General features: G+C 56.3%; 20 protein-coding genes. 8 read left to right on the forward strand and 12 right to left on the reverse strand.

Annotated elements, in window-relative coordinates:
- The first annotated feature begins 8 nt into the window (after positions 1 to 8).
- Positions 9 to 2,366 carry an ATP-dependent Clp protease ATP-binding subunit ClpA gene (gene clpA / locus ACFQDM_RS16210; protein WP_377380841.1) on the forward strand — a complete coding sequence of 786 codons (2,358 nt, stop codon included), beginning with the start codon at positions 9 to 11 and terminating at the stop codon, positions 2,364 to 2,366.
- 196 nt (positions 2,367 to 2,562) lie between these two features.
- A complete protein-coding gene (locus tag ACFQDM_RS16215; protein WP_377380843.1) occupies positions 2,563 to 3,849 on the forward strand; it encodes a S41 family peptidase in 1,287 nt (428 codons plus the stop codon).
- A gap of 338 nt (positions 3,850 to 4,187) precedes the next feature.
- Here ACFQDM_RS16215 and ACFQDM_RS16220 read toward each other — a convergent pair whose 3' ends face one another.
- The 5 genes from ACFQDM_RS16220 to ACFQDM_RS16240 are packed head-to-tail and all read right to left on the reverse strand — an operon-like array spanning position 4,188 to position 8,338.
- Positions 4,188 to 4,619: an HIT family protein gene (locus ACFQDM_RS16220; RefSeq protein WP_377380846.1), complete on the reverse strand. Its 432-nt coding sequence runs from the start codon at positions 4,617 to 4,619 to the stop codon at positions 4,188 to 4,190.
- Between the two features lie 3 nt (positions 4,620 to 4,622).
- On the reverse strand, positions 4,623 to 5,786 hold the full coding sequence (locus ACFQDM_RS16225; protein ID WP_377380849.1) for a GNAT family N-acetyltransferase: 1,164 nt from the start codon (positions 5,784 to 5,786) through the stop codon (positions 4,623 to 4,625).
- Positions 5,787 to 5,796: 10 nt separating this feature from the next.
- On the reverse strand, positions 5,797 to 6,522 hold the full coding sequence (locus tag ACFQDM_RS16230; protein WP_377380852.1) for a glycerophosphodiester phosphodiesterase family protein: 726 nt from the start codon (positions 6,520 to 6,522) through the stop codon (positions 5,797 to 5,799).
- The gene (locus ACFQDM_RS16235) at positions 6,522 to 6,980 is read right to left on the reverse strand and encodes a RidA family protein (RefSeq protein WP_377380855.1); all 459 of its coding nucleotides are present in this window, start codon (positions 6,978 to 6,980) and stop codon (positions 6,522 to 6,524) included. Before ACFQDM_RS16235 ends, ACFQDM_RS16230 begins: the two co-directional genes overlap by 1 nt.
- Before the next feature lie 23 nt (positions 6,981 to 7,003).
- Entirely contained in the window at positions 7,004 to 8,338 is a 1,335-nt protein-coding gene (locus tag ACFQDM_RS16240; RefSeq protein WP_377380858.1) for a DNA polymerase IV, read from the reverse strand.
- Between the two features lie 114 nt (positions 8,339 to 8,452).
- Here ACFQDM_RS16240 and ACFQDM_RS16245 point away from each other — a divergent pair, with 114 nt between their 5' ends.
- Together ACFQDM_RS16245 and ACFQDM_RS16250 are read left to right on the forward strand one after the other, a co-directional pair.
- Positions 8,453 to 8,845, forward strand: a complete 393-nt coding sequence (locus ACFQDM_RS16245) for a response regulator (RefSeq protein WP_377380860.1) — start codon at positions 8,453 to 8,455, stop codon at positions 8,843 to 8,845.
- Positions 8,842 to 10,206, forward strand: a complete 1,365-nt coding sequence (locus tag ACFQDM_RS16250) for a PleD family two-component system response regulator (RefSeq protein ID WP_377380862.1) — start codon at positions 8,842 to 8,844, stop codon at positions 10,204 to 10,206. Before ACFQDM_RS16245 ends, ACFQDM_RS16250 begins: the two co-directional genes overlap by 4 nt.
- Positions 10,207 to 10,291: 85 nt before the next feature.
- On the opposite strand, the gene rpmG is transcribed toward ACFQDM_RS16250, so the two are convergent.
- From rpmG to ACFQDM_RS16280, 6 genes are all read right to left on the reverse strand, one after another.
- Positions 10,292 to 10,459: a 50S ribosomal protein L33 gene (gene rpmG, locus ACFQDM_RS16255; protein ID WP_022695665.1), complete on the reverse strand. Its 168-nt coding sequence runs from the start codon at positions 10,457 to 10,459 to the stop codon at positions 10,292 to 10,294.
- 72 nt (positions 10,460 to 10,531) lie between these two features.
- On the reverse strand, positions 10,532 to 11,269 hold the full coding sequence (locus tag ACFQDM_RS16260; protein WP_377380866.1) for an NUDIX hydrolase: 738 nt from the start codon (positions 11,267 to 11,269) through the stop codon (positions 10,532 to 10,534).
- Positions 11,266 to 13,521: a ribonuclease R gene (gene rnr, locus ACFQDM_RS16265; protein ID WP_377380869.1), complete on the reverse strand. Its 2,256-nt coding sequence runs from the start codon at positions 13,519 to 13,521 to the stop codon at positions 11,266 to 11,268. Before rnr ends, ACFQDM_RS16260 begins: the two co-directional genes overlap by 4 nt.
- On the reverse strand, positions 13,518 to 16,097 hold the full coding sequence (gene topA, locus ACFQDM_RS16270; RefSeq protein ID WP_377380872.1) for a type I DNA topoisomerase: 2,580 nt from the start codon (positions 16,095 to 16,097) through the stop codon (positions 13,518 to 13,520). The genes rnr and topA overlap by 4 nt, the downstream gene beginning before the upstream one ends.
- A gap of 66 nt (positions 16,098 to 16,163) precedes the next feature.
- Positions 16,164 to 17,285, reverse strand: coding sequence for an LPS export ABC transporter permease LptG (gene lptG / locus ACFQDM_RS16275; protein WP_377380874.1), 1,122 nt, complete (start codon positions 17,283 to 17,285; stop codon positions 16,164 to 16,166).
- The gene (locus tag ACFQDM_RS16280; protein ID WP_377380876.1) at positions 17,285 to 18,412 is read right to left on the reverse strand and encodes an LptF/LptG family permease; all 1,128 of its coding nucleotides are present in this window, start codon (positions 18,410 to 18,412) and stop codon (positions 17,285 to 17,287) included. Before ACFQDM_RS16280 ends, lptG begins: the two co-directional genes overlap by 1 nt.
- Positions 18,413 to 18,516: 104 nt before the next feature.
- On the opposite strand from ACFQDM_RS16280, the gene ACFQDM_RS16285 reads away from it, so the two are divergent.
- From ACFQDM_RS16285 to ACFQDM_RS16300, 4 genes are all read left to right on the forward strand, one after another.
- A complete protein-coding gene (locus ACFQDM_RS16285) occupies positions 18,517 to 19,977 on the forward strand; it encodes a leucyl aminopeptidase (protein WP_377380879.1) in 1,461 nt (486 codons plus the stop codon).
- Positions 19,978 to 19,985: 8 nt separating this feature from the next.
- A complete protein-coding gene (locus ACFQDM_RS16290) occupies positions 19,986 to 20,438 on the forward strand; it encodes a DNA polymerase III subunit chi (protein ID WP_377380882.1) in 453 nt (150 codons plus the stop codon).
- 105 nt (positions 20,439 to 20,543) lie between these two features.
- Positions 20,544 to 20,966 (forward strand): nucleoside-diphosphate kinase, encoded by a 423-nt coding sequence (gene ndk / locus ACFQDM_RS16295; protein ID WP_377380884.1) that lies wholly within the window; start codon positions 20,544 to 20,546, stop codon positions 20,964 to 20,966.
- 154 nt (positions 20,967 to 21,120) lie between these two features.
- Positions 21,121 to 21,777 carry a hypothetical protein gene (locus ACFQDM_RS16300; RefSeq protein ID WP_377380887.1) on the forward strand — a complete coding sequence of 219 codons (657 nt, stop codon included), beginning with the start codon at positions 21,121 to 21,123 and terminating at the stop codon, positions 21,775 to 21,777.
- On the opposite strand, the gene ACFQDM_RS16305 is transcribed toward ACFQDM_RS16300, so the two are convergent.
- Positions 21,774 to 23,885 carry a gamma-glutamyl-gamma-aminobutyrate hydrolase family protein gene (locus tag ACFQDM_RS16305; protein WP_377380890.1) on the reverse strand — a complete coding sequence of 704 codons (2,112 nt, stop codon included), beginning with the start codon at positions 23,883 to 23,885 and terminating at the stop codon, positions 21,774 to 21,776. The genes ACFQDM_RS16300 and ACFQDM_RS16305 overlap by 4 nt on opposite strands.
- Between the last annotated feature and the right edge of the window lie 187 nt (positions 23,886 to 24,072).

The raw sequence follows: 24,072 nt of genomic DNA on the forward strand, positions 1-24,072 counted from the left end.
GGCCTCACATGCCATCACTGACCCCAAGCCTGGAACGCGCACTTGAGAAGGCACTCGCCCTCGCGGCCGAGCGCCATCACGAATACGCCACTCTGGAACACCTGCTTCTGGCTTTGACGGAAGACGAAGAAGCCGTTGAAGTGATGACCGCCTGTAAGGTGGATCTGGAAAAGCTTCAGGAAGACCTGTCGGATTATGTCGATGATGATCTGTCCAGCCTCGTCGTTGACGAGCTCGATGATCAGGTTCGCCCGACCGCTGCATTCCAGCGCGTTGTCCAGCGTGCCATCCTGCACGTGGAAAGCTCTGGTCGCGATGAAGTGACCGGCGCAAACGTGCTTGTTTCGATCTTCTCTGAACGTGAAAGCCATGCGGCTTACTTCCTGCAGGAGCAGGAAATGACCCGCTATGATGCGGTGAACTTTATCTCTCACGGCGTTGCGAAAAAGCCTGGCATGTCCAAGCCGAAGCCAACGCGTCCAACCGGTGAGAAGGAAGAAGAGCCCGCCAAGCCAGCCAATGAGGCGCTCGACGCGTATTGCGTGAACCTCAATGAGAAGGCGCGCGAAGGCAAAATCGATCCGCTGATCGGTCGCCAGCTTGAAGTTGAGCGCGCCATTCAGGTTCTGTGCCGTCGTCGCAAGAACAATCCGCTTCTGGTCGGTGATCCGGGCGTTGGTAAAACTGCCATCGCGGAAGGTCTCGCCAAGCGTATTGTCGACGGCGAAGCGCCGGCCATTCTGAATGATGCCGTGATCTATTCGCTGGATATGGGCGCTTTGCTCGCCGGCACACGCTATCGCGGTGATTTCGAGGAACGCCTTAAGGCGGTCATGAAAGAGCTGGAAGGCCAGGAAAAAGCCGTCCTGTTCATTGACGAGATTCACACCGTCATCGGTGCGGGTGCGACGTCTGGCGGCGCCATGGATGCGTCAAACCTTCTGAAGCCTGCGCTTCAGAATGGTGGCCTGCGCTGCATGGGCTCGACCACCTTCAAGGAGTATCGTCAGCACTTTGAGAAAGACCGCGCACTGGCGCGTCGCTTCCAGAAGATCGACGTGGTGGAGCCTACGGTTCCTGACACGATCAAGATTCTCAAAGGTCTGCGTCCGCATTTCGAAGAATTCCACGGTCTCAAATATTCAGATGACGCCATCAAGGCGGCTGTTGAACTGTCTGCGCGTTATATGACGGATCGCAAGCTGCCCGATAAGGCCATCGACGTGATCGACGAGGCGGGTGCCAGCCAATGGCTGAAGCCTGAAGACGAACGCATGGAAGAGATCGACGTTGAGACGATTGAAGCCGTCGTTGCGAAAATGGCGCGCATTCCGCCGAAACAGGTCACCAAGTCTGACGCCGAAGCGCTGAAAGGTCTGGAAGTTGATCTGAAGCGTGTGGTCTATGGTCAGGACAATGCCATTGAGGCGCTGTCTTCTGCGATCAAGCTCGCACGTGCTGGTCTGCGTGAACCGAACAAGCCGATTGGTTGCTATCTGTTCTCTGGTCCGACCGGTGTTGGTAAGACGGAAGTTGCCCGTCAGCTGGCGAGCATTATGGGCGTGGAGCTGCTGCGTTTCGACATGTCGGAATATATGGAGCGTCACACGGTCAGCCGTCTCATCGGCGCGCCTCCAGGTTATGTCGGTTATGATCAGGGCGGACTGCTCACCGATGGCGTCGATCAGCACCCACACTGCGTGCTGCTGCTCGACGAGATCGAGAAGGCGCATCCGGAACTGTTCAACATTCTCCTGCAGGTGATGGACAATGGCACGCTGACCGATTCCAACGGCAAGAAGATCGATTTCCGCAATGTCATTCTGATCATGACAACGAATGCGGGCGCTTCGGAAGCGGCGAAGAATTCTATCGGGTTCGGCCGTGGCAAGAAGGATGGCGAAGACGAAGAGGCGATCAAAAAGCTCTTCACGCCGGAATTCCGCAACCGCCTGGATGCGACCATCCCGTTTGCGGGTCTCTCGCAGCCAATCATTGAACGCGTTGTCGAGAAGTTTGTTCTGCAGCTGGAAGCTCAGCTTTCGGACCGCAATGTCACCATCGAGATGACGGATGCTGCAAAAGCATGGCTCGGCAAGAAAGGCTTTGATGCGGACTTCGGTGCGCGGCCTCTCTCCCGGGTCATTCAGGAGCACATCAAGAAGCCGATGGCCGACGAATTGCTATTTGGTGATCTGAAACGCGGCGGTGCTGTGAAGGTTGATCTGAATCCGGAGGCCAAGGATGGCGCTGGTGAGCTGACCTTCGAATACTTTATCGCTCCGGAGCCACCAGCGGCTGAAGAGAACAGCGCTGATGATGACAGCGATGGATCGTCTCCGGATGAAAAAGCGCCGGTGAACTAGCCATAGGCAGCAAATTCGAAAATGATGAAAAGCCGGTCAGTCGACCGGCTTTCTCATTTTTGGTGCTCATCCTGCGGATAACTCACAAGCAATGATGATATCGGGCTTAACAAGCATTACTCAATTTTTACTCTCGCATTTCAAACTAAGAAAAAATGCGCCGATTCTGGTGCTGATAAATTGGAGGATTTGGCTTTTGAGTGGACTGACGCTTGTCTCGAACAATGCTGCAGTAACTGCCAATGCGCAGCCTGCAACCACCCACACGCCATCCGTTACCGAACAGCTCCGGCTCGAAGTGCAGAGCGATGCTTTCGCACTCCTGCAACTGATTGAGCAGCAATATGCTTACCCGGCGCGCTATCCGAAGGGCGTTCAGTCCGTTCGTAAAGAACTGGAAGGGCGTATTCCTTTCCTCAATTCAAAGACGGATCTGATCGCATTCTCGCAGCGTGCATTTCATGCATTGTATGATCACCACTCCATTACGGGTTCTGGCCTGGCTGATGCCTATGGTCTGGTGCCGAGTTTTGCAGACCTCTGGGTCGAGTATGTCGATGGCAACTATATGGTCATGGATGTCCGTCAGGGCTCTCCGGCTCTGAAGGCTGGCATTCGTCCTGGTAGCCGTGTGGTGAGTGTTGAGGGACGCCCGATTGATGAGGCCGTTCAGCACTTTATCGGCCCGGCGTATGAACATTCTGATGACGAGCGTCTGGCTTATGCGGCGCGTGTGCTGCTGGCAGGGCGCCGTGATCGCATCCGCCGGATCGGGCTTGAGCGCGATGGGCTGGAGTGGACGCTGGAACTGCCAAACCTGTATCAGGCGCGCCTGGTGCGTGAAGCGGGACCGGTTGCTGTCAGCCTCTATGACGTTGAGGACAAGACCGTTGGCGTGATCCGTCTGAATGACAGTCTGGGCAATGCGAAAACCATTGAATCGTTTGATCGCGCTCTCAATGAAGTCGCTGAAGCCGACGGGCTGGTGATTGATCTGAGAGATACGGCAAGCGGCGGCAACACGCTGGTCGCGCGCGGCATTCTCTCGCGCTTTATCTCGCAGCCAACTGTCTATCAGCGTCATATCCTGCCCAATGAAGAGCGCGACTTCGGCGTTGTTCGTTCATGGCTGGAGGAAGTGCACCCGCGCGGTGAGATGTATGACAAGCCGGTTGCGGTTGTCTCTGGCCGCTGGACTGCGAGCATGGGCGAGGGGCTGACCGTGGCCTTCGATGCGCTGGGCATTCCGACATTCGGGACTGACATGGCGGGGCTTTTGGGCGGCATTACCGACCATCGTCTGCCAGCGACCAATGTTCTGGTGAAGCTGACCACAGAGCAGCTTCAGCATGTGGATGGCACACCGCGCGAGGATTTCCATCCGCGTCGCTATTTTGAATTTGCTGATGCACCTGGCGAAAGCGGTCAGGATGAGCCGCTCGACACCGCGCTATATTGCGTCATCGGAGACAGCTGCGAATAGCGGCGTTTTTCTCGTCTGATCAAAAGAATGATGGGTTCCTGAAAACGGAAAGGCCGCACCAGATAAGTGCGGCCCCGTGAGAAGCTAGGTCTCAAAATACCCGGTCATCCGAAGATGACCTCAATGTGGGTTATTGGCAGATCGGAGGCTGCTCTAACCGGTCAATTACCCTCAAAAGTATTCCCGACATTTGCTTGATCTCACTCGACATGGATCACCTCCTTTCTACTGTTGAACAGGGACTTCATCCCTAGCAGGATTCAGAGGCGGCAAACACCAGCGAAAAGGTCATGTTTTTGTGACATGAGGCTCGCTGCCTGCTTTCCGGCAGGAACTGCCTAAAAAGCAGCCCGGATTTTTTCTGCAAGCTTTTCAAGTTCCGCCGGGTCAGCCTTAGACGACTGGCCGTGGCCTTTCATCGATTCGCCTTCCTTGCGCGGGATGATGTGGAAGTGAAGGTGAAAGACGGTCTGACCGGCTGGTGCGCCGTTGAACTGCATGACGACAACACCGTCTGGTGAGGTGGCGGCCGTGACCGCTTTGGCGACCTTCTGGACCTTCTGCATGTAAGAGCCGAGATAATCGCCGGGAAACTCCAGAAAGTTGCGTGCCGGGACTTTGGGAATCACAAGCGTGTGGCCTTCCGCCTGAGGGAAGAGGTCCATGAAAGCGAGCGCGACATCATCTTCATAGACTTTTACGGCGGGAATTTCGCCGCGCAGGATTTTGGCGAAAATATTGTCGTCTTCATACGTGCCAGTGAGGCTCATGATTTACTCCCCTGTCTTTCGGAACGGTGTGCGATCATTCAGGTATTCAATGTCCTGCGATACCGCATAGCGCTCGCTTTCCAAATAATGTTCGATGGCGTCACGCAGCCCGTCATGGGCGATCCAGTGCGCTGAATACGTTGTTGTCGGCACGTAACCGCGTGCAAGTTTGTGTCCGCCCTGTGCGCCGGCCTCGACACGCTTGAGGCCGCGTTCGAGCGCAAAGTCGATGGCCTGATAATAACAGACTTCGAAATGCAGGAAGGGGCGTTCTTCGAGCCGGCCCCAATAGCGCCCATACAAGGTTTCAGAGCCAATGAAGTTCAGAGCTCCGGCGATGGCCTCTTCGCCATCATAGGCAAAGATCAGCAAGACCTTGTCGGCCATGCGTTCATGGATCAGCTGAAACGTCTCGCGATTGAGATAAGGGCTGCCCCATTTGCGGCTGCCTGTGTCGATGTAGAATTCGAAGAAGATGTCCCAGTGCTCTTCGGTGAGCGTGTCGCCGGTCAGCCACTCAAAGCGCAAGCCTTGCTGAGCTTTCGCGCGTTCCTTGCGCAAATTCTTGCGCTTTGATGATGAGAGCGCAGCCAGAAACGCATCGAAGTTTTCGTATCCGTGATTTTCGAAATGAAATTGCTGATCGGTTCTCTGCAGAAGGCCAGCATCACCCAGATGTTCATATTCGTTCTGCTCGACGAAATTCATGTGCAGGGAAGAAAGATGATGGGTCTGAGCAAGCTGAACAGCACCGGCCAGCAGCGCGTTTCTCAGGCCTTCGGCGTCTGGCTCTCCGGCGCGCACAAGGCGTCGTCGCCCGGCAACCGGGGTGAAAGGAACAGCTGACAGGAGTTTCGGATAATATTCGCCGCCTGCACGCATGAAGGCGTCAGCCCAGCTATGGTCGAAGATAAACTCACCCTGCGAATGCGTTTTGCCATAGAGCGGCATGGCCGCAAGCAATTCGCCGTCCGGGTTTTCGATCAGCAGATGGAGTGGAGACCAGCCTGTGTGCGGGGAGGCGGCGCCTGAGGATTCCAGTGCTTCCAGGAAGTCCCAGCTGAGGAAGGGATCATAAGGTTCGCCAACCGGATTTGCCACGGCATCCCAGCTGTCGCGATCGACAGACGTCAGGCTGGATACGGTTCGGAGCGTCAGATCGGCCATTGGCTACAAGTTAGTGTTTCAAAGTCCCTCTGACGAGGGCTGGATTGAGTTTTTCGAAGATTGGTGCGGCCTGCGCGGCGAAACACTGCGAGAGGTCGTCCATATTCCGGATCGTCCAGCAGGCGTTCTGGATGCGCAGAGATTTCGCAATGGCCGAAACCGGCAGAAGATCCTTTATATTCGGACCGAGAAAGTCGATCTTCTGAGTGCTGACAAAGCTTTCTGCTTCTTCGGCAGCAGGCATCTGGCCGGGTTCGATCAACCAGCCCAGCATGACATCTGACTGGAGGCGGCGGATTTCTCTGAGCAGGTCTGTGCTGAAACTCATGAGAGCCAGATTGTCGTGGCCGGATACAACAGCCAGGGTGCCAGCGGCGAGCGCTGCGATGTCTGTGCCTCGTTTCGCCTTCAGCTCGACGAGTAAAGGCGCGCCGGACATTTCGTCCAGCACCGCCTGAAGTGTTGGAATGGTCTCATCGGTTCCGTTGAGAGAGAGACTTGAGAGTGTTTCACAGTCGACATCCTGAAGGCGGGCCGAATGGCCTGTCATTCGTACAAGGTCGAAGTCATGAAACACCATCGGTACGCCATCGCTTGAAAGATGGACGTCGCATTCGGCGCCAAAGCCATGTGCGCTTGCTGCCCGGAACGCGCTGAGCGCATTTTCAGGTCGGTTCGCATCCCACAAGCCGCGATGTGCGAACCGAAACCCTGAAAGGTTGAGACGAGGCGCCATCAGGCGATCTCGAAAACTCCGTCGACTTCCACCGCGACACCCATAGGCAGAACCGGACAGGAGACGGCAGAGCGCGCGTGACGTCCTGCATCGCCGAGGACATCGACCATCAGATCCGAGCAGCCATTGATGACTTGCGGGATTTCAACAAATTCAGGCGCTGCAGCGACGAAGCCACCGAGTTTTACCACGCGCTTGATCCTGGAAAGATCACCGAGCGCTGCCTTGCATTGTGCCAGCAAATTGATGCCGCACAGGCGGGCGGCAGCCTGACCTTCTTCGAGGGACATGGTTTCACCAAGGCGACCTTTGACCAGACCATCCGGGCCGAGGCTGACCTGGCCAGAAACAAACAGCTGGTTGCCCGAAATCACGAAGGGAACATAGTTTGCGACGGCTTTGGCCGGTTCCGGCAGGGTGATGGAGAGCTCTGCAAGCTTTTCTTCAGGTGTGGACACGGCATGTTCCTTTCATGGCGGGATCAGGTTTTGTCTTTGGTATCGCTATTACGCTTGGCGGCCTTTTCCGCAAGCAGTCTCATACCTCTTCCGGTGGTGACAATATGCTTGCCGAATTTGAGTTTGGCTTTATCCGCGGCGCGTTCTGCGTCTGCGCGCTTCAGGGCGCCCGGATCAATGAGATCAGCGATATCGGCCTGTGCTGGTTCCAGCTCGCTGATGCCAATGCCGAGCAGACGAAATGCTGTGCCATCAACTTCCTTTCGGAGCAGATCGCGACCGCGCTGAAAGATGATGCGGGCAAGCTGTGTGGCATCGTGCAGAGACAGCCGTCGCGTGCGTGTCTTGAAGTCCGCCGTTTTGAGTTTCAGCGTGATCACCCGACCCTGAACGCCTGCCTGCTTGGCGCGAAAGGCGGTTTTCTCACTGAGGAACCAGAGGTGGTCCTCCAGCTGATCGAGGTCGCGAATGTCTTCAAAGAAGGTTGTCTCCGACGAGACTGATTTGCGCTCGGTATTCGGGTCGACAGGGCGTTTGTCGACGCCATTGGCGCGCTCGTGCAGCCACTGGCCTGTTTCACCGAATTGCCGGATCAGCATTTTCAGGTCTGTGCGCTGAATATCGCTGAGCGTTTCATAGCCCTTGCCACGCACCTGGCGCGCAAGGGCAGGGCCGACGCCATGGATAAAGTCGACTGACTTGTCAGACAGGAAGTCTTTCACTTCCTCCCGGCCAATCACGGCGAAACCGCGTGGCTTGTCGAGCTCAGAAGCAGATTTTGCGAGAAACTTGTTGAAGGAGAGACCGATGGACACCGTGATTCCGATATCGCTCGCGATCTCATTCTGAAGGTCACACAGAAGCTCTGCGGCGCTTCGGTTATGAAGCCGGCTCGTTCCGGACAGATCGAGATAGGCTTCATCAATTGAAACCTGCTGAACGAGGGGCGTCAGCCGGTCCATGCGGCGACGAATCTCCTGCGATGCGGCTTTGTATTTGTCGAAATTGGGTGGGACGACAACGGCGTCAGGGCAGGCCTTCAGTGCCTTGAACATCGGCATTGCAGAGCGCACGCCGTAAAGCCGCGCAGTATAGCAGGCGGTTGCAACAACGCCGCGTTTACCACCGCCGATAATAACAGGCTTGTGCAGGAGGTCAGGATTGTCACGTTTTTCGATGGCGGCGAAGAAAGCATCGCAATCCATGTGCGCAACGCCGAGGGATTCAAGTTCAGGATGTGCGAGATATGGAGGGGTTCCGCACTGGGGGCAAGATTTTGAATACACGAAGGTTTTTGCGCATTTCCGGCAGAGCGCTACGTGATTTTCGGAAAATTTGTTATCATAACTTGCCGGCATATTAACGTGTCCGCGAAACCTTCACTGAGTTACTGTAAATAAGGCTTAAGACTATTTGGGTTATCCATAAGCTGATCTGAAGGTCGTCCGAATCGCAAGGAAATGTCAGGGCTTATGTCAGAGGCTATTCGCAAGAAGGTTCTCGTCGTTGAGGACAATGAGCTCAATATGAAGCTCTTTTGTGACCTGCTCGGCGCATTCGGCTATGAGCCTGTGCAAAGCCGTGATGGCCTGAAAGCCCTTGAGATTGCCCGCGAGCATCATCCATCTCTGATTATCATGGACATCAATCTGCCGGAAGTCTCCGGTCTCGATCTGACGCGATGGATCAAGGATGATGACGACCTGGCGGATATTCCGATCATGGCGGTCACAGCCTTTGCGATGCGGTCAGATGAAGACCGGGTTCGCGAGGCGGGCTGTGAAGCCTATATGTCCAAACCGATCCAGATGACCTCTTTCCTGAGTAAGGTGAAATCCCTGACCGGTGGAGAAACTGTTCGGTGAGTGCCCATGTCCTCGTAGCTGACGATATTCTGGCCAACCGCAAGCTTCTTCAGGCGAAGCTGAGCCATGAATACTTTCAGGTCAGTACGGCCTGTAATGGTCAGGAGGCTGTGGATCTCGCACGTGCGCTACAGCCGGACATCATCCTGCTAGACGTCATGATGCCTGTCATGGATGGCTTCGAAGCCTGCGAGATTCTGAAAGCAGATCGCAGCACCCAGCACATTCCAATCGTCATGGTCACCGCGCTCGGCGACCGTGAGCACCGTCTGAAAGGGCTTTCTGCGGGTGCCGACGATTTCCTGACCAAACCTGTTGATGATTTCGCGCTGTTGTCGCGTGTCCGGGCTTTGACCAAATACAAGCTTGTCATGGATGAGCTACGTTCGCGCGAGGCGAGTGGGCGTCGGATGGGCGTGATTGAAGGTGATGACCCGAATGGTCAGATGTCACCCGCACGCATACTGATTGTTGATGACAATGAGCGTCAGGCGCGACGGATCAGTCTGGCTCTGAAGGATGACCATCTTCCGATGACCATTCAGGAAGCAGGCGGTTTGTCGGGCAACAAGAATACCGGCATTGATCTTTTGATTCTGTCACTGGAATCGAAATCATTCGACCCGCTGCGCATCTGTGCTCATTTCAAGACAGCCATCGGGACACGCGATCTGCCGATTCTGGTGATTGCAGACTTTGAGGATGAAGCGCGCGGCATGCGTGCGCTGGAACTTGGTGCCAGTGATATCATCATGCGCCCGATCGATACTGAAGAGCTGTCTGCGCGCGTGAAAACGCAGGTGCGCAAGAAGCGATATGTCGATGCGATGCGACGCCGCCTGGATGAGAGCATGGAGCTGGCGATCACCGACCAGCTGACGGGGCTGTATAACCGCCGCCATATGCTCAATCAGCTTGGCCAGTTCCTGAACCGTGCCAATCGCGGCGATGGGCCATTATCTGTCTTCATTGCGGACATTGATCACTTCAAGAGCGTGAATGACACCTATGGGCATGATGTTGGCGACGAAGTGCTGAAGCAGTTTGCCGAACGCATGCGAGAAAATGTGCGTCCGGCGGATATTCCATGTCGTCAGGGCGGAGAAGAATTTGTCGTCATCATGCCGAACACGGCAGGCGATGTTGCAAGTTCGGTTGCCGAACGCGTGCGCCGCCATGTCTGCGGAGAGCCTTTCCGAATCGATAGCGGGAAGGGGCGTCTGGATGTGACGGTCAGTCTGGGTGTCGCTACGACGCTTTCTGCTGGCGAAACGGAAGATGATGTCATCAAGCGCGCTGATGAAGCGCTGTATGAAGCCAAGCATGCCGGTCGCAATCAGGTGAAAAGCCGGGCAGCCTGATCCTCTTTCAATTCAGAATTCAGACATGAAAAAAGGCCAGTCGCAAACGCGCTGGCCCTTTTTGAATCAAACGCTGAAGATCAGCTTATTTGATTTTGCCTTCTTTGAACTCGACGTGCTTACGTACAACCGGATCGTACTTACGCATCACCATTTTTTCGGTGATGTTACGTGGGTTCTTCTTCGTGACGTAGAAGAAGCCGGTGCCTGCAGTAGAGTTCAGGCGGATCTTGATTGTTGCTGGCTTCGCCATGGTGCAGACCTCGGATTGAATTCGAAGCGCGCTTAAACACTGTCTCGCCCCCCTAAGTCAAGGGGGGAATGCTCAAAGTCTGGTAATCAATTGACCTTTTGACACATATCGCAGGTATGCGGGCCGGATTTCTGTTTCAGGTTGCTCTATTCGGTGCCTTGCTTCGCGCACCATGTGCAATGTGACGCCCGGCAGGCCCATATCTTCGGCTTCATCGAAGTCAATCCAGCGCAAATCCACCAGTTCAGGGCTGACTGCTGCCGGACGCTCATCAATCAGTGCCTGCTCGGCCTCCGCCATGAAGAATCGGGCGTCGAATCGTTTGGGCCGGTAAGGCGGCGTCACCGCGCGTCCGATGAATTGCAAATGCGTCAGGCAGGGCAGGGCGCGTTGTTCCAGAAAGGGCTGCCAGTTCTGCGGACCGCTGGAATCGATGTTGCGGGGCTGACCAATGATGAGCCCGGTCTCTTCAAATGTCTCTCTGACGGCTGTCAGGCCGAATGCGCGCGGTTTGCGACGAGATCTGATGGTGAGGTCGCTCTCGACCGTTTCGTGCAGCTCTGAGGCTGCTGGGGCCCGCGCGTCGGTTGGGTCCACTCGGCCGCCCGGGAAAACGTATTTGTCAGGCATGAAGTCGTGACGGTTGGAACGTTTTCCGACAAGGATCCGGGGCTTTGGTCCATCCCGGCGCACGAGAATAAGCGTTGCAGCGTCTTTCGGTCTGACGGATGGCTTGGAGCGATCTACGACGTCGCCATCTTCCATCTGATCGAAAGGGCGTTGTGTTTCATCCAGTTGTTCGGCTGTCATCGCCGGCGTTTTCCTTTCCGTCCCCCAGGGCGTTTGCCCCCGCCTTTTCCAGGCTTTTTATGCATCATAACACGTTTATGGCGCATTTGGGCGGGCGGTTTCTCGCCTTTTTTCTTTGGGCGCGGCTCGGAGAGCATCACAAGGAGAAGCGAGCCAGACATGGCATCGGCTTCCTCAAGCTTCACGGTAACAGGTTGTCCGAGCTCATAACGGCGGCCGGAATGTTCGGCGACGAGGGCTGACGCGGACTCATCATAATACCAGTACTCATCACCAAGAGAGCGGGCCGGTATGAACCCGTCAGCGGCTGTTTCATCCAGTCGGACAAACAGGCCGAATTTGGCCACGCCTGTGATGCGCCCGGTGAACTCTGCGCCAATCCGGTCGGCCAGAAAGGCTGTGAGATAGCGGTCGGACGCATCGCGCTCTGCCGCCATGCTGGCGCGTTCACGTTCGACCAGATGGGTGGCAATCGATTCCAGGCTTACGCGTTGCTCATCAGGCAGGCCGTCTGGTCCCAGACCATAGGCGCTGATCAGGGCGCGGTGCACGATCAGGTCGGAATAGCGACGGATGGGTGAGGTGAAATGCGCATAGCGCTGCAGGTTCAGCCCGAAATGCCCGAGATTGTTCTGGGAATAGATCGCCTGACTTTGCGTGCGCAGAACGATTTCAGAAATCTCGTGATGCCGGTCGGTTTCACGCGCCATGGCGAGCAATCGATTGAAACGGCCCGGCGTGATCTTCTCACCCTTGGTCCATTCCATGTCGAGCGTGTCGAGAAAGGTGGTGAGACCGATGATCTTTTCGTCAGACGGCTCATCATGCACGCGATAGATCAGCTCGTGGCGCTTTTCCTCGAGCGATTCAGCCGCGCAGACATTCGCCTGGATCATGAATTCCTCGATCAGGCGGTGGGCATCGAAACGGTCACGGACGGACACGCCAATCACTTCTCCCTCCGGAGAGAGGTTGATCTTGCGTTCAGGAATATCGAGATCGAGCGGTGCCCGTTCCTGGCGTTTCTTGTCGAGCGCTTTCCAGGCCGCCCAGAGCGGCTTCAGGACAGGTTCCAGAAGTGGTCCGGCACGGTCACTCGGATCGCCGTCAATGGCCGCCTGCGCCTCTTCATATGAGAGCCCGGCGGCGGATCGCATCATGCCGCGCAGAACACGATGACGAAGCTTGGCGCCGTGTTTGGAGTAGATCATCTCCATCGCCATGCAGCACCGCAGTTCGCCTTCCTTCAGCGAGCATTCGCCTGCCGAAAGGGCTTTGGGCAACATGCTGGCCACACGGTCCGGGAAATAGGTTGAGTTTGCGCGGCGATAAGCTTCCCGATCGAGTAGCGAGCCGAAATGCACATAGGCAGAAACATCAGCAATGGCGACGATGACACGCCAGCCACCGGGATTTTTCGGGTCGCTATCGGGTTCGGCATAGACCGCATCGTCATGGTCGCGCGCATCTGCCGGGTCGATGGTGATGAGCGGAATGCCGGTGAGATCTTCTCGCGGCACATCGGTTGGCTGCGCGCTCTCGGCTTCTGCAATGACGGCATCATCGAACTCATCCGGAATGTCGTAAGCGGCCATAGCGAGCAGGCTCGCAGCCTTTGGGTCATCGGACTGGCCGATGACTTCAATGACCCGGCCACGTTTCGGACCATACCCGCGTGAGCGCATCTCCTCGCAACGAACGAGATCGCCGTCTTTGGCTTCGCTCTGGTCACCGGGGAAGATGACAAGCGTGCGTTTGTCCTTGCGCGATGTGCTTTCCACGCGGCCGCCACGGGCATGTGCTTCATAGACACCAAGCAGCGTGTTGGTGGGCGCTAGCAGCTTTTTGATCATCCGTGCGCGCCAGATGTCATCACTGCCTTTTTCAACATCACAAAGCGCACGATCCCCAACGCCGGGATCTGAATCGCGGCGTTTGCCCTTCTGACCGGCATAGAGAATATCCGGCCCGAACAGGCCATCGCGTCCACTTGCGCGGCCAATCAGGTCGCCATGTTCGTCGATGCGTTCGAACTGAACCACGCCAGTTGGCGGCGGCGTATCAACGCGCGCAAAGGCACGTTTGCCGACGCGCGACAGATAGCCTTCATTCTCCAGATCCCTGAGGATCAGGCGAAGTTCGCGGCGTGCTTCACCGCTGACCCCCAATCCTCGCGCAATATCCCGTTTGTTGGTCTCGCCGGGATTTTCAGCGAGATAATCTAGAACATTCTGGCGCGTGATTTCGGTCATTCACTCTTTGCTTTGGTTTTGCTGCTGGCCGCCGTTTTCTTTTTGGCAGGTGCCTTTTTCTTCGGCGCGGCTTTTTTCTTTTTCGGCGGAGACTTGGCTTTCGCGGCAATCAGTTCGACAGCCTGTTCCAGCGTGACGTCTTCGGGTTTCTGATCCTTCGGCAGGGTCGCATTCGTCTTACCATGCTTGACGTAAGGTCCATAGCGACCTTCCAGCACCTGGATCGGCGCTTCATCATCTGGATGCTTGCCGAGATCTTTCAAGACCTTGGCTGCGGCGGCGCGTCGCCCCGGATTGGCTTTCTTGTCCGCGATGACAGAGACCGCACGGTTCAGGCCGATTTCAAACACTTCGTCGACGGTCGGCAGGTTCGCATAGGTCTTGATGTGCTGAACATATGGGCCATAACGCCCGATATTCGCCAGGATCGGCTCCCCATCTTCCGGGTGCTTGCCGACTTCACGCGGCAGCGAAAGCAGCATCAGCGCTTTTTCCAGATTCAGGGATTCAACATCCCAGCCTTTCGGAATGCTGCCACGTTTCGGCTTTTCGCCTTCATCCGGCTCCAGTTCCACATAAGGGCCGAAGCGTCCGGATTTGAGAGAGACATCCTTGCCCGTTTCCGGGTCCTGTCCCAGCACATTGCCCTCTGGATTGACCGGGTTCTGGCTATCTTCAGCATCGACAGAGAAGGCGCGCGTGAATTTGCATTCCGGATAGTTGGAGCAACCCACAAATGCGCCATGTCGCCCAAGCTTCAGCGAGAGCAGCCCATCACCGCAATTCGGGCAGGTGCGCGGATTGGCGGTTTCGTCTGCGCCTTCGGCTGGCTTGAAGACATAAGGGCCGAGAACTTCATTGAGCGCATCCAGAACCGCGCTGACGCGCAGATCTGAAATGTCATTGATCGCAGCCTGAAATTCTTTCCAGAACTCGTTGAGCAGGGCTTTCCAGGCAAGCTTGCCGTCGGAGACGAGGTCGAGCTTTTCTTCGAGTGACGCTGTGAAGTCGAACTCCACATAGCGTCGGAAGAAGCTCTCCAGGAAGGCGGTCACAAGACGGCCTTTGTCTTCCGGGACGAAGCGCTTCTTGTCGAGGCGCACATATTCACGGTCCTGGAGCACGGAAATAATGGACGCGTAAGTCGACGGACGACCAATGCCGAGCTCTTCCAGTCGTTTGACGAGAGAGGCCTCTGAAAAACGCGGTGGCGGTTCTGTGAAGTGCTGGCTGGACTTTGCTTCGAGCAGGGCAGGCTGCTCGCCTTGCTTCAGCTGAGGCAGGCGGCTGTCATCATCATCGTCAGACGGCTCATCACGGCCTTCCTGATAAAGCGTCAGGAAGCCATCAAACATCAGGACCGAGCCCGTTGCGCGCAGGCCTGCGGTCTTGTCTGCAGAGACAATGTCGACGGTTGTGCGTTCGAAACGCGCGGCTTCCATCTGCGACGCGACCGCACGTTTCCAGATCAGATCATAAAGGCGGGCGAGATCGGCATCACCGCGGAATTCTTTCGGGCTGAGGCCGAAGTCAGTCGGACGAATGGCTTCGTGCGCTTCCTGAGCGTTCTTGGCCTTGGAGGAATAGCGGCGTGCCTTTTCCGGCAGATACTGGCTGCCATAGCTGGAACGGATCTCAGAACGGGCCGCCTGATAGGCTTCCTCTGCCATCTGCACACCGTCAGTACGCATGTAGGTGATCTTGCCGTCTTCATAGAGTTTCTGTGCCGCCTGCATGGTACGTTTGGCAGAGAAACCGAGGCGGCGTGAGGCGTCCTGTTGCAGCGTCGACGTGATGAAAGGCGGCGGCGGGTTGCGACGCACCGGCTTTGCCTCGACCGCATCGACGGTGAAGCCATTGCGGCGAACCGCTTCCAGAGCGGCATCGGCATCTGCCTTGTTCGCGAGCGAGAATTTCTGAAGCTTCTTGCCGTTCAGTTCGACGAGACGGGCTTCGAAGGTTGAGCCATCACTGGCCTTCAGGTCTGCCATGACCTGCCAGTATTCTTCCGGCTTGAAGGTTTCGATTTCCAGTTCCCGGTCGCAGATCAGGCGCAACGCAACAGATTGCACGCGGCCAGCAGAGCGGGAGCCTGGAAGCTTGCGCCAGAGGACGGGCGACAGTGAAAAGCCGACGAGATAGTCCAGCGCACGACGGGCAAGGTAAGCGTCCACCAGCTCCTGGTCGATCTGACGCGGGTTGGCCATCGCTTCGGTAACGGCTGATTTGGTGATGGCGTTGAAGACAACACGCTGAATGTCGACGTCCTTGAGGACGCGCCGATTGCGCAGGGCTTCAAGCAGGTGCCATGAAATCGCTTCTCCCTCACGATCAGGGTCGGTCGCGAGAATGAGAGAATCAGAGCCTTTGACGGCGTCTGCGATTTCGCGAATGCGCTTGGTCGATTTCGCATCCGCTTCCCAGATCATGGAGAAGTCTTCGTCCGGTTTTACGGAGCCATCCTTGGACGGCAGGTCCCGGATGTGGCCGTAGCTCGCCAGAACCTTATAGTCCTTACCGAGGTATTTGTTGATGGTTTTTGCCTTGGCAGGCGATTCGACGACAACGACTTTCATGAATACTTTCCAGCTACCCTCATTGCATTACCTGCGAGGCGCGCATCGAACTGTCAACACGACTCATCAGCCATCCTCTTGATAGGCGATGGTTGTGAGCGCCGCAAAGAGTGCAAATACAGGAGGAGCAAAAGCTGCGACCAAAGTTGGTGCGGCGCCGGCCGCCCCGAGGCTGTGCGATAGCTCCGTGACAAAATACAGAAGGACCGCAGAGAGCGCGCCCCAGGCAATCAATTGTGTTGTGCCGCCCAGTCTTGCAAGACGCAGGCAGACCAAAGCCCCGATCAACGCCATGGCCAGATAAAGGATCGGCGTCGAGAGCAGCGAGTGAAAATGCATCTCGTAGCGCAGGGCATCAAGACCGGCCCGTCGCGTATCACGGATAAAGGTCGGCAGCTCCCAGAACCCGATCGTGTTGATGGACGCAAACCGGTCGAGAAGCTTGGCCGGGTCAAGATCGGTTGGGATCGACAGCGCGTCCTGACGGGAGGTTTCCTCGCCAGGTGTGTTCTCGACCACATTGCGCAGTTCCCAGAACCCATTCTTCAGCGTCGCCGTGTCCGCTTCGATCCGGCGGCGGAATGCAAATTCATCGGTGCCTTCGCCGCGCGCATAGACGCGGTCGTATTCAAAGATTTTGACATCCTGAAGCACGATCCCGCTTTGCGCGGTCGAGGTCGCATGGATCACGAACTGATTGGTGTCGCTGCCCTGACGCAGCCAGATGCCATTCTTGGATGGCGCGATGCCGTCCGCTGTGCCGCCCACAAGGCGGGCGCGTGTCTGCTCAAACTGCGCATTCAGCTTCGCGCCGAGCGGATTGAGCACGAACATGGAGAACAGGCCTAGGATCACGGCCAGCAGCGCCAGCGGTGCCAGGAAGCGCCAGGCAGACAGGCCTGCGGCGCGCATGGCGGGAAGCTCTGACAGGCGCGACAGGCGCGAGAAAGCGAGGATCGCAGCACTGAGAATCAGAAACGGCATGGTCTGCTCGATCAGCATCGGCATTTTCATCAGCGTCAGCTGCCCGGCCGTCACGAAGGAAATGTCGACCGTGTCACCGACCGTTCGCAGTTGCTCGACAATATCCACGAGCAGAATGGCCGCAAAGATCACGGCAAAGGTAATGCCGAGCGAGGAAAGGCATGCGCGAAACACATAACGTTGAAGGCGTTGTCCGAGACCCATTACGCGCTCCTTGCCGGTCCGAGCTGACGCGGCTGTCTGCGGGGCATGAGGCGCCCTCCATTGAGGAAGATCCAGGCGGTGATGAACAAGGCTCCAAGCGGCAGAATATACTGCACAATGTTCAGGGACGGATCATCACCGGCGGCAGGCTGGATGGTCAGTGTCAGAACGATCAATACCAGCGCCCCAACCACAGCCACGGTGATGCGGCGTGTATAGCCTCGCCGATTGACGTCGCCGCCAATGACCGCAAGCACTGCAATCATCACCATTGCGAGATTCATCAGCGGTGTGGACAAGCGGCTATGCGCTTCTGCGAGATATTTTTCCTTGTCCCGGTTCTGATAGAAATCTCCAAGGTCCGGATAGAGCAGCTCGTAGAGATAGCGGTCAGAGGCTTTCAGAACGAGGTCTGAATCCTCGCTGAGAAAGTCTGTCAGCTCGAAGACATAGTCGTCAAAATCGAGAACCGAGAGCTGGCCATTGGCATCAAGCTGCTGGATCTGGCCATTGATCATGCGGATGGCGGGTTGATCAGCCACGGACACGATGAGGCCTGTCTGAGCGATATAGTCGACGGTCTGTCCTGGTACGCGGGTGTCTGAAATCAGCATGCCGCGCATCACGCCGCCTGCATTTTCACGCGCATAGATGGTGAGGCCTTCAGACGGATAAGTGAAGGCACCAGGGCGGATGAGCGCGGTCGCAAGATCGGAGCGGGCTTCGGATAGCGTCTCACGCAGTTCACGCTGGGCGGCAGGCTGCACGAACAGGTTCACGCAGAGGTGCGCCACAGCAACCAGAACAGCAAGGCGCAGAAGCGGCGAAACGATTTGCCAGCGCGTCATACCAGCGGAATGGGCAACAATGATTTCGCTGTCACGGTGAATGCGATTGAGGGCGTTCAGCGTGCCAACGAACAGGGCGAGCGGACCCAGAATGGCAATAATCTGCGGCGAGCCAAGCGCGACCACTTTCAGATAGGTGAGCGCCGACTGGTGATTGTCGACAATCAGGTCTGTCTGAGAAAGGCCCTGAGCGAGAAGCGCGAGCAGAGACAATCCTCCAACGATTGTCAAAACGGCTTGTAACACGCTGGAGAAAAGATAACGCTGGATTCGATTCATGATCCTGCTTCTGGTTAATACAATTGCACGCGACTCGATCCGGACGGTAACCGGTTGCCGTCTTCGACACGAGCCCTTACTTCGGATTCAATTGGAGCAAAAGTATGAAGTTTGAAATTGAAACCGCTTATTCCGGCGATGTTTACGTCCTGTGCGCAGATCCGGAGCAATATGTGCCAAGTGCACTCGATGAGATTCAGTCGGGTCTTTCTGCCAAGGTAAAGCCTCTGGTTGAGGCGAGCCGTTTTCGCGGAAAGTCCGGACAGACCTTCGAATTCACGCCTGTTGATCTGGATGGTGTTCAGAAGATCATTCTGGCTGGTCTTGGTGAGGCTGACAAAGTCGATGACCGCAGCCTGGAACTCTATGGCGCGGGTGTTGTGAAATCGCTTCTCACCTCGGGTGCGAAGAAGGTATCGATCCAGGCAGCTGGTAAGGATGCTGCGCGCATCCTGCTGGGTGCACGTCTGGCGGCTTATCGCTTCGACAAATACATGACGAAGCTGAAAGACGAGCAGAAGCCATCTCTCGAAACCGTCGTGCTGGTTACGCCAGACGTCGACGCAGTATCGACAGCCTGGATGCCGCTCGAGGCGGCCTCTGAAGGTACCTATATGGCGCGCGACCTGATGAACGAGCCGCCAAATGTTCTTTATCCGGCAAGCTATGCAGCGCGCATCAAAGAGATGGAAAGCATTGGCCTGAAGGTCACCATTCTCGGCGAGGAAGAGCTGACAAAGCTCGGCATGCTCTCCCTGCTGGGTGTTGGGCAGGGCTCGGTCAAGGAATCGCAGGTTGTCTGCATTGAATGGAATGGGGGCGGCGATGAAGCGCCACTCGCATTCGTTGGCAAAGGCGTTTGCTTTGACTCTGGCGGTATCTCGCTGAAGCCTGGCCCGAACATGCAGGACATGAAGGGCGATATGGGCGGTTCTGCAGCCGTTGTCGGCGCGATGAAGGCGCTGGCGCTTCGCAAGGCGAAGGCCAATGTCGTTGGTCTGGTTGGTCTGGTCGAGAACATGCCTGACGGCAATGCAAGCCGTCCGGGTGACATTGTCACCACCATGTCTGGTCAGACGGTTGAAAACCAGAACACCGACGCAGAAGGCCGCCTGGTTCTGTGCGACGTTCTCTGGTACGCGCAGGAAACCTACAAGCCGAAGGCAATTGTAGACCTTGCGACACTGACAGGTGCGATCATCGTGTCACTCGGCCATGAGAATGCTGGCCTGTTCTCGAATGATGACACGCTTTCCGAACAACTGACGGCCGCAGGCGTCAGCGAAGGTGAAACCGTGTGGCGTCTGCCAATGAGCCAGAAATACGACAATCTGCTGAAGTCTCAGTTTGCGGATATGAAGAATATCGGCGGACCGGCAGCAGGGTCGATCACGGCTGCGCAATTCCTGAAGCGTTTCATCAAGGAAGGTACACCTTGGGCGCATATCGATATTGCAGGTGTCGCCTGGAAATCGGGTGACAAAGACGCGACCGATCCAAGCTGGGCAAGTGGCTTCGGCCCGCGCCTGCTTGATCGTCTCGTCAAAGACAATTTCGAAGCCTAGAGGACGTTATGGCGAGCGAATGGTGGTTCTATCATCTGGACCGGCCTCCGTTGGCAGCGGCGCTCGCGCCTCTTTTTGAGAAATGTCTTGAACGGGACTGGCGGGTCCTTGTGGTCTCGCCGAGCCAGGAGGTTCTGGACGAGATCGACAAGGATCTCTGGACCTTCAGAGATGACAGTTTCCTGCCGCATGGGCGGGACATCGGGCAGGCTGAACTTCAGCCTGTCCTTCTGTCGTCCGGCGCGCAAAATCAAAACGGTGCCAAGGTGCTCGTGCTGCTGAATGGTGAGGGACACGACCCCAAAGCAGACTTCGAACGTGTGATGGTTGTCTTTGAGGACGGTGACACACATGCACGCGGTGAAGCACGGCGTCAGTACGCAGCCGCGCGCAAAGCCGGCCTGAGCGTGCGCTATTTTCAGCAGACCGGGCAGGGCGGCTGGAAAGAAAACAAGGCCTGAGGCCTGAAAATCCACATTTGAGCTGTTGGCAGAGCGATTTCCCACGGGTATAGCGGCGCCCAGACATATTTGCCTTGTGAATAAGGCATTCAAAGGAAAACTTTCATGGCTCTCGAACGTACTTTTTCGATCATCAAACCTGATGCGACCGAACGCAATCTGACAGGTAAGGTCAACGCAATGATTGAAGCAGCTGGTCTGCGCATCATTGGCCAGCGCCGCATCCAAATGACCGAAGAGCAGGCGAAACGCTTCTATGCCGTTCACGCTGAGCGCCCATTCTATGGCGAGCTCGTGGAATTCATGACGTCTGGCCCGGTTGTCGTTCAGGTGCTCGAAGGCGAGAACGCTGTCGCGAAATACCGTGATGTCATGGGTGCAACGAACCCAGCTGACGCTGCTGACGGCACGATCCGCAAGGAAGTAGCCAAGTCTATCGGCGAGAACTCTGTCCACGGTTCTGACAGCCAGGAAAACGCTGCGATCGAAATCGCTCAGTTCTTCTCTGAGGCTGACATCGCTGGCTAAGCGATCATCGCATTGACGAGATCCGGAACCCGTAGCCAAGGCTGCGGGTTTCTTTTTGTGGGATGGTTTAAAGGGCAGCGATCAATATGACTTGTTTTTTCGACCAAGCTAAACGACATCTCTAAGTATGGCACTCTGGAGCGTACGAGGCATAATGACCATTGCGGCGGGGTTATCCGCGTCCGCAGTTGCAGTCCGCAAAGCGCTTGGCAAGGAAGTCGATAAGCGCGCGGATCGGGCTATTGCCAAAGCGGTCGAGGAAGCACGCGCTGAAATCCGTGAAGAGGCGAAGCATTTTCTCGCAAAAGGCTTTATGGGCTTTGTCTGGATCACATTGGGCAAAGCCGCCTTGTTTCTGGCTGTTGCGCTGTTGTTTATCAGCGGGATCGTCGCGGCGCACTGGCTGGCCCTCGTTCTGGGTCTTTTGTTTCTAGGCTTCACCACTTTCGACTTTATCCGGGCCATCCCCACGCTGAAATTCCTTCGGCGAGAGCTGAAGCGATATGGCTGGCGTCCGAAACATATTCTGACGGAAACCATTTCAGCGCAGGTGTTTGAACGCGTGCTGGAGCGTGCGAGCGGGGAGCCGGTCGATCGCACGGAAAGCGTGCTGATGCTGCTGGCTGGGCGCAAGCGTGACGAGATTGTCGAGAAGGTCGCCCGCGCCGTCGCGGCAATTGCCTCGACCACCAGCTGGGATGACATCAAACCGATGATACGCAGTTTCGTGCTGCGTATGGCGATCCTGTTTTCTCTCTACTTCACCGTTATCTGGACGCTGATCTATCTGATCCGCCAGGCGGCCAGCTAGCCGTTTTCATGTTCCTGCGCGACTTCGCGTGCGCAGGAAATGAACCGCTCGAAGATACGACGCGCCTCTTTCCGGTAGACCAGAAATTCCGGGTGAAACTGAATGCCGACCATGAAGCGCGCTGTCCGGTGCTCGATGGACTGAATGATTCCATTCGGTTCTCTGGCCGCGACATCAAAACTGTCGCCGAGGTCTTTGACCGCCTGAGTGTGGATTGAATTGACGCACAATTCGTCTGTACCGACCGTTTCTGCCAGCCAGCTGTCAGGCTCGATATGGATCGGTTTTCGATAGAACATTCTGTGCAGGAAGCTCGTTGGGTAGTCGGAGTCCTCAAAGTCCGAGAGATCGGGATAAAGCGTGCCGCCCTGAAGGACGTTCAGCATTTGCATGCCGCGGCAGATCCCGAGCACGGGAATATCCTGATTGAGCGCCACTTCCGCCCAGCTTGCCTCCATCTCGTCTCGTGCAAGATTGTATCGGTGGCCTTCCTTCACCGCGCCCTGATAACGCTCTGGATAGACATCGGAACCGCCGCCAAACAGCAAGCCATCGATCGATTTCGGATCGCGCGGGGCTTTCGATGTGATTTTTACAGGATCGCCGCCAGCCAGCCACACAGCAAATTTCATTGCCTGATAGGCAAGCCAGTCACCATTGTCCGGTTTGGTAATCCCGATGACGGGGCGTCCGGGTTTTCGGTGCTTCTGAACCGGCGCTTCGTCTTCGTCCTCGTCTTCCTTGGGGTCGAATTTCAGCTCTGGCGGCAGCTCGCCATGCCTCTGAAGTGAGCTGATGGCAAAGAGGATGCCGAGCCCGACGGCCGGGTCTTTATCAGCGGTGAACTCAGAGGGGAGGTCATCATGCTCTTTCAGTTCTTCCTGAAGGCGGGTGAGCATTTTTGGCGACGCCATACCGTGACCAGCGCTTTTCAGGAGCTGATTTGCCGCGCGCAGCAGATCACCTTTGGACGCGCGGTCCTTCATTTCTTTCCAGGCGGAGCTCGATTTCTTCAGATGCTCGTCGGATGAGGCGATATCCTCGACAATGGAGAGGATCCAAGCGGCAGGCGTGCGCGAGCGAAACTCGGTGTCCACAACGGAAAGGTCTGCTGGTGGCAGGGTCTCACCGGTGGCAAGGCGATAGTGCAGCCATGGGAAGTCGACGCCTGATGCCGTGGAGTGAAACAGGCCCGCCCAATAGCGCGCATTCACTTCAATCAGCTTTGGCTTAAAATCGCCGTTTTCATCCCAGCGATAGTCGATCTCGCAGACACCGTTCCAGCGCGTTTCGCGCAGGAGATCGCGCGTAGTTTCCAGAAAAGGCTCCGGGTCGACGGTTTTTCGTACCGCGCCCGCACCGGATTTGATTGGAAACTGCCGCTCATTCACATAGGCGACAATACCTGCCAGCTCGCCATGATCTGCAATGACCGAGACGCAATAGTCACGGCCATCGACGAGATCCTGCAGAATGATCGTATCTTTCTTTGGCGCGTGATCGAGATAGGTTTTCAGCTCCTCGGCTGAATCCAGCTTCTCGACGCCGCGTCCGCCTACGCCATCAGATGGTTTGGCGATGAGCGGGAAATCAATCTCGCTTTCCGTAAAGTCGCTGCGCGCGTCGGGGCGAATGATCTGACATTTCGGGGCGCTGAGATCATGGTCTTCCACAAACTTCGCGAACTGATCCTTGGGATCGATGAAATCCATGGAGGACAGATCAGGCGCGGCGATTTTGATCAGTGGTTCAAAGCGGTCACGCTCTTCTGCGAAAATGCGGGCATCCTTGAAGGCAGGGATGAGGACATAAGGCGTATCCTCGTCTTCCGGCGCGTATTTTCGGACGGCTTCTTCCAGAGCCTCAAGCGCCTCTTCCCGGTCTTTTTCCAGGGAGGGATGAACGAAGTTATGGCTCACATGTCGCGAGAAGGACAGCACGGTCATTCCGACGTCGTCGCAGCCAATCACTTCAATGCCCTGTTCATGCAGAGACCGGGCAATCACAAGCGAAATCAGGCTCCGGCCATACGTTACAATGGCGCGTCCTTTGGTTGGACGTTTTTCGCTCGGAGAGGGCTCCGACTTCGTTTCAGGTTCAGAGCTCAAGTCGTGCACATCCTTCATATCTGGCATATAATTAGAACGCACGCTTAGTAGCGCGGTTCCTTACGCGTTTGCTTTCAGAGAGAAAGTCAGCGCGTGCCCGGACACAAGTGAAAAAGAGATCATTGCTCAGGTCCGATGTCGAGCGATACTGTGGGCAACTGTCCATCAGCCCGATTGCAAGGATGAA

Origin of the sequence: Ponticaulis profundi (assembly GCF_042659465.1) — a bacterium.
Taxonomy (GTDB): Bacteria; Pseudomonadota; Alphaproteobacteria; order Caulobacterales; family Hyphomonadaceae; genus Ponticaulis; species Ponticaulis profundi.